The following is a 5,523-nucleotide window of genomic DNA, read 5'->3' on the forward strand; positions in this document are numbered from 1 at the left end:
CGGCGGCCGCGACCTCTGCTTGGCGAAGCTGCTCTTCCTGGAGGGCCGCGCGTGCTGCCGCCGCTTGTTTTTCCGTCCGCAGGACCGACTCGCGGACATCGGCAACGACGCGTGCAAGATCGCCGAGTTCGTCCTTGCGGCACGAGATATTGCCATCGCGGGCGTCTTCACCGCGTGCCATGCGCTTCAGCAGATCCTGCAGGCTCTTCATCGGCTGTGTGATGGACCGGACGGTCACCATGGCCACGAGGGACGCGAGGAGGAGGGCGATTGCCAGAGCACCAACAGCGACAAGATCGAAGCCTCCGGCCGAACGCCGGGCCTCTTTTCCAAGATCTTGGCTCAGGGTCTCCTGGTGATCGATGAATTCGTTGATCGCGGCGAGCCAGGCCGCGTAGCCGGACCGGGCCTGAGACAGCAGGAGGTCCTTTGCGCGATCGACATCGCCGTTCATGCGCGTGGCAACGACCTGCTCTGCCAGCGGACCTGTCGCGGCCCGAACTGCCTGGATCTTCTGCAGGATCTGATCCTCGACTTCCGTGGAGCCGGATCCGTCGGAGAGCATGCCGGCCAGTTCGCGTTCGTTCGCGGCATAGGTCGCCGTCAGCTCTTGAAGGTGGTCGAGCGCCCGCTCCCGCTCCGGCCCCGACTCCAGCAGGACGATGTCGCGGACCGCGACTGCGCTGTCATGCACGCTGCCGCGAAGGTTGATGGCGTAGCGCTGCTTGACCGCGTTGACGTCGTTGATCTCGCTCAGCTTCTTGCTGATGCCGTTGACCTCCAGGATGGCTGTAAGCGCCAGAAGCGCCATGAGGACCAGGAGGCAGCCGAAGCCGGCTGCGATCCGGGTTCCGATCTTGAGGTTAGAAAGACGTTCCATCCGCTGGCTCCGCTTATGGCATGCACTGCGCTCCACATGACGGAGCATTCGAACGACGCTTACAGGCTGACCCTTAATGGCGGGTTGAAGGGCGCTCTCCGTCGTGCGCCTTCCTCTCGGCCGGCGTTCGCTCTAAGCAGGGCTCAGCTTTTCCAGGGGAGATGGCGCATGGTTTGGGCCCTTGCACTCGCGGCGGTGATCTGGATCGTCGGCGGGCGCGCCGGCTGGCCGCGGCAGGCGCGGTCCCTGGCGCTGGGCCTCCTCTACGTCGCGGTGTTGGCGCTCGCGATCCTGGCGCCGGCGTCGCCCCTGGGGGGCAATGTGGGCGAATGGCTCGTCCTCGGCGGGATCGGCGCGGTCGTCTGGGCCTATGCGTTCGGCCTGAAGCTCCTGCGCCGCCGGGTCCGCCCCGAGAACCGCCCGCCCGAGCTGCGCACCGACACCTTCGCCCCCGGCGAGATCGAGCGCTACGCCCGCCACATCGTCCTGCGCGAGCTGGGCGGGCCGGGGCAGAAGCGCCTCAAGACAAGCAGCATTCTTGTCGTCGGGGCGGGCGGCCTCGGCTCGCCCGCGATGCTCTATCTCGCCGCCGCCGGGGTCGGCACCATCGGCGTGATAGATGACGACGCCGTCGAGGCGACGAACCTGCAACGGCAGGTCATCCACACGGACGCGCGCATCGGCATGCCAAAGGTTTTCTCGGCCGAGGCCGCGATGAAGACCCTCAACCCCTTCGTCACCGTCCGCCCCTACCACCGCCGCCTCACGGCCGAGATCGCGGGCGATCTGGTCGCCGATTACGACCTCGTCCTCGACGGCTGCGACGACCTCGACACCCGGTACGTGCTGAACGCCGCCTGCAATGCGGCGCGCGTGCCGCTGATCTCGGGCGCGCTCAGTCAGTGGGAGGGGCAGTTGACAACCTACGCCCCGTGGGAGGGCACCCCCTGCTACGCCTGCATCTTCCCCGAAAAGCCCGCTCCCGGCCTTGCGCCCACCTGCGCCGAGGCCGGCGTGCTGGGCCCGCTCCCCGGAATCCTTGGCACCATGATGGCGGCCGAGGCGGTGAAGGAACTGACGGGCGCGGGGCAGGGGCATCGCGGGCGCATGGCGATCTACGACGCGCTCTGGGGCGAGCACCGCACCATTGCGCTGACCCGCCGTCCCGACTGCCCCGTCTGCGGCGGCGCGTGACGCGCGGGGTTCGCCTTGGGCGCGATCGGGTCTAGGGTAAGGGGATCAAAACAGGAGACCACCGTGACCAACCCGCTGCTCGAGCCCTGGGATACACCCTTCGACATGCCCCCCTTCGACCGCATCGAGGACGGGCACTTCATGAAGGCGGTCGAGACGGCGCTGGTCCAGGCGCGCGAGGCGGTCGAGGCGATCGCCAGCAACCCCGAGACCCCCAGCTTCACCAACACGATCGAAGCGCTCGAAACTGCGGACGAGACTCTGGGCCGGGTGCTCGGCGTCTTCTACAACATCGCCGGCGCCGACACGAACGACGAACGCCAAGAGCTCAGCCGCGAGTTCTCGCCGATGCTGTCGGCCTACTCGTCGGACGTCGCGATGAACACTGCGCTTTTCGCCCGGATCGAGGCGCTCTGGCAGTCGCGCGACACGCTCGACCTGACGGGCGAGCAGCAGCGCCTTCTCTACCTCACCCGCCGTCGCTTCGTCCGCGCCGGCGCCGAACTGGAAGGCATTGCCAAGGACCGCCTGCGCAGCGTGACCGAGCGGCTGTCGTCGCTTGGCGTGCAGTTCACCCAGAACCTGCTCGCGGACGAGCGCGACTGGATGATGGAGCTGACCGAGGACGAGCTGGAAGGCCTGCCCGACTTCGTTATCGACGCCGCCCGCGCCGCGGGGGCCGAGCGTGGCGTGAAGGGCCCCGTCATCACGCTGTCGCGCTCGATCATCGTGCCGTTCCTGCAGTTCAGCCCGCGCCGCGACCTGCGCGAGCGCGCCCACGCCGCCTGGACCGCCCGCGGCGCCAACGGGGGCGAGACCGACAACCGCGCCATCGCCGCCGAGATCCTTGAGTTGCGCGAGGAACGCGCGGGCCTTCTGGGCTATGACGACTTCGCCGAGTTCAAGCTCGAGACCGAGATGGCCAAAACTCCCGAGGCCGTGCGCGAGCTTCTCATGAAGGTCTGGGAACCCGCCCGCGATCGCGCGGTCGAGGACGGCCTGCGCCTGTCGGCGATGATGCACAATGACGGCGTCAACGGCGACCTCGAACCCTGGGACTGGCGCTACTATTCCGAAAAGCGCCGCATGGCCGAGCACGACCTCGATGAGTCCGAGATCAAGCCCTACCTCCAGCTCGACCGCATGATCGAGGCCGCCTTCGACTGCGCCAACCGCCTCTTCGGCCTCGACTTCGCGCCCGTGGACGTGCCGCTTTATCACCCAGATGTCCGCGCGTGGGAGGTCACCCGCAAGGGCGAACACATCGCCATCTTCCTCGGCGACTACTTCGCCCGCGGCTCCAAGCGGTCGGGCGCGTGGTGTTCCGCCATCCGTTCACAGAAGGCCGGCGTGCGGCCCATCGTGGTCAACGTCTGCAATTTCGCCAAGCCCTCGAAGGGCAAGCCGGCGCTCCTGTCCTATGACGACGCGCGCACGCTGTTCCACGAGTTCGGCCACGCGCTGCACCAGATGCTGTCCAACGTGACCTACGAGTCGATCTCGGGCACCAGCGTCGCCCGCGACTTCGTGGAGCTGCCTTCACAGCTCTTCGAACACTGGCTCGAAGTGCCCGAGGTGCTGACGAAATACGCCACCCACGCCGACACCGGCGCGCCCATGCCCGACGAGATGCGCGACCGCCTGCTCGCCGCCTCAACCTACGACATGGGCTTCCACACGGTCGAATACCTCGGCAGCGCCATCGTCGACCTCGAATTCCACACCGGCGAGGCGCCTGAGGACCCGATCGCCCGCCAGCAGGAGATCCTCGACGGGATCGAGATGCCCAAGGCCATCGGCATGCGCCACGCCACGCCGCATTTCGCCCACATCTTCTCGGGCGACGGCTATTCGTCGGGCTATTACAGCTACATGTGGTCTGAGGTGATGGACGCCGACGCCTTCGCCGCTTTCCAGGAGGCCGGCGGGCCGTTCGACCCCGACATGGCTGAAAAGCTCGAGCGCCACATCCTCAGCGCCGGCGGCAGCCAAGAGGCGGCGGACGCCTACATCGCCTTCCGCGGCCGGATGCCGGGACCTGAGGCGCTTCTGAAGGGCAGGGGGCTCGACGCCGTCTGACAGAAAAAAGGGTGCTCCGGTTGGCTGACGCATTCCGGGATCTGGGACACAGGGAGGCCCCGGCGAGAAAGTTCGCCGGGGCCTCTTGTCATCTGGTCTCGAACTTTCGCCACAACGGAGTGCCGTGGAACAGCCAAGGCCGGTAGAGGATGCGGCGGGGGTCGGGAGCGCGATCCCGAATCGCATCTGCGCCGAGGCGCATCGCTGGGGTTCGCATCACGGGAGCAGAAGAACGGCGCTTGGGGATCTCGATTGTCTCCTCGGAGCCCGGAACCCGAACGTAAGAGAGGCCCTGTTCCACCTCTGATAAGTTCGATGACGCGGCACCCGGCCCCAGATATTGGCGAGCTTCGAGCGAATTAAGTAGATCCTGTAGATGTTGAAGACGGCCACCAGCACAGCCGGATTAAACAGTGCGCCGTTTATATAGCTTGGGCCATTCCGACCAGACTTGCCACCGGCCCTCTTCGTATGGCTCGTCCGTATGCGCAGCGAGTTGATGAACGACGACACCGGTTGTATCGTCGCTTTAAGAACCCGCCTTGCGAGCGCATCGCGCAGGTCTGGATCTAAGACTTCTTGATCGAATGCATAACCTTTCAGCTTCTTCCTGTAAGCACGTCGGATTAGCGGAAACCCGACAGACTTCTCCGTTTCGCCGAAGTGCTGAACGGGAGATTTGATCCACACTTGCGGAAACTGTATCGACTGGAAGTTTGAAATCTGGAACGCGTATGGAGTGCCGAAGCGATCCAGACCATAGTCGTTTTTCAGTTTCTCGCTGCACTACCTCTCAAGAAGCTCATGTCTTGCGATCTCATCATCGGAAGAAGTCATCTCTGCGCTCATGAACTCCGCGAGATCTTCATTGAAATCCTTCACGCGCTTCCTGCTAACAGGTTTTGAAACCTTCTTGTCGAACTTGATAATCATCCACTCGAACAGATCATCATTTATATGGTTGCGGAATACGTCCGGAATCACCCTCGCCGTTTGACTTTCGGTTTCCCCTACAAGCGTAATCTTCCCCTTTGGCAACATCTCTCGCAGTGCAGCAAGGTGGGCCCCCTTGGTATATGTCTGACCAACCATGATCTCCTGGAAGCTGCCGCGGGAATCCTTGCTCGTATCAGGAAACCCTAACAGGCTGCTGAAAAAGTCGGCGGTCACCACGCTCGTGCCCGAATAGGCTGGTCTTTCAAGCGCTCTCGTTGAGCAGAGGAAAAGCGCTCGGGTCCCCCATCGACGAAGTCGACGATAGATGCTCCTCAAAATCCTTTTTCAGCAGCCTGCTAGGCTCTGGACTCATAACCAAAAGATGACGGTAGCGGCGAGGGCGATGGCCGAGAGGAAGACTTTTGGGCTTCGGT

At 64.4% G+C, this 5,523-nt stretch carries 4 protein-coding genes; 2 read left to right on the plus strand and 2 right to left on the minus strand.

All coding sequences use genetic code 11. The features are described from left to right. Positions 1–928: MCP four helix bundle domain-containing protein (locus ACFDS3_RS18560; protein WP_375263832.1), on the minus strand; the 928-nt coding region annotated here is incomplete at its 3' end. Positions 929–1,048: 120 nt separating this feature from the next. Here ACFDS3_RS18560 and ACFDS3_RS18565 point away from each other — a divergent pair. Both ACFDS3_RS18565 and ACFDS3_RS18570 read left to right on the plus strand, forming a co-directional pair. After that, entirely contained in the window at positions 1,049–2,074 is a 1,026-nt protein-coding gene (locus ACFDS3_RS18565) for a ThiF family adenylyltransferase (RefSeq protein ID WP_375263833.1), read from the plus strand. 63 nt (positions 2,075–2,137) lie between these two features. Further along, on the plus strand, positions 2,138–4,153 hold the full coding sequence (locus tag ACFDS3_RS18570; RefSeq protein ID WP_375263834.1) for a M3 family metallopeptidase: 2,016 nt from the start codon (positions 2,138–2,140) through the stop codon (positions 4,151–4,153). Between the two features lie 786 nt (positions 4,154–4,939). On the opposite strand, the gene ACFDS3_RS18575 is transcribed toward ACFDS3_RS18570, so the two are convergent. Beyond that, entirely contained in the window at positions 4,940–5,326 is a 387-nt protein-coding gene (locus ACFDS3_RS18575; protein ID WP_375263835.1) for a hypothetical protein, read from the minus strand. Positions 5,327–5,523 lie beyond the last annotated feature (197 nt).

This window comes from Palleronia sp., from assembly GCF_042089775.1.
Taxonomy (GTDB): Bacteria; Pseudomonadota; Alphaproteobacteria; order Rhodobacterales; family Rhodobacteraceae; genus Palleronia.

Bases quoted from the DNA above. Each gene is read 5' to 3' on its own strand.
- ACFDS3_RS18565 (WP_375263833.1), top strand. From the start codon at position 1,049: ATGGTTTGGGCCCTTGCACTCGCGGCGGTGATCTGGATCGTCGGCGGG.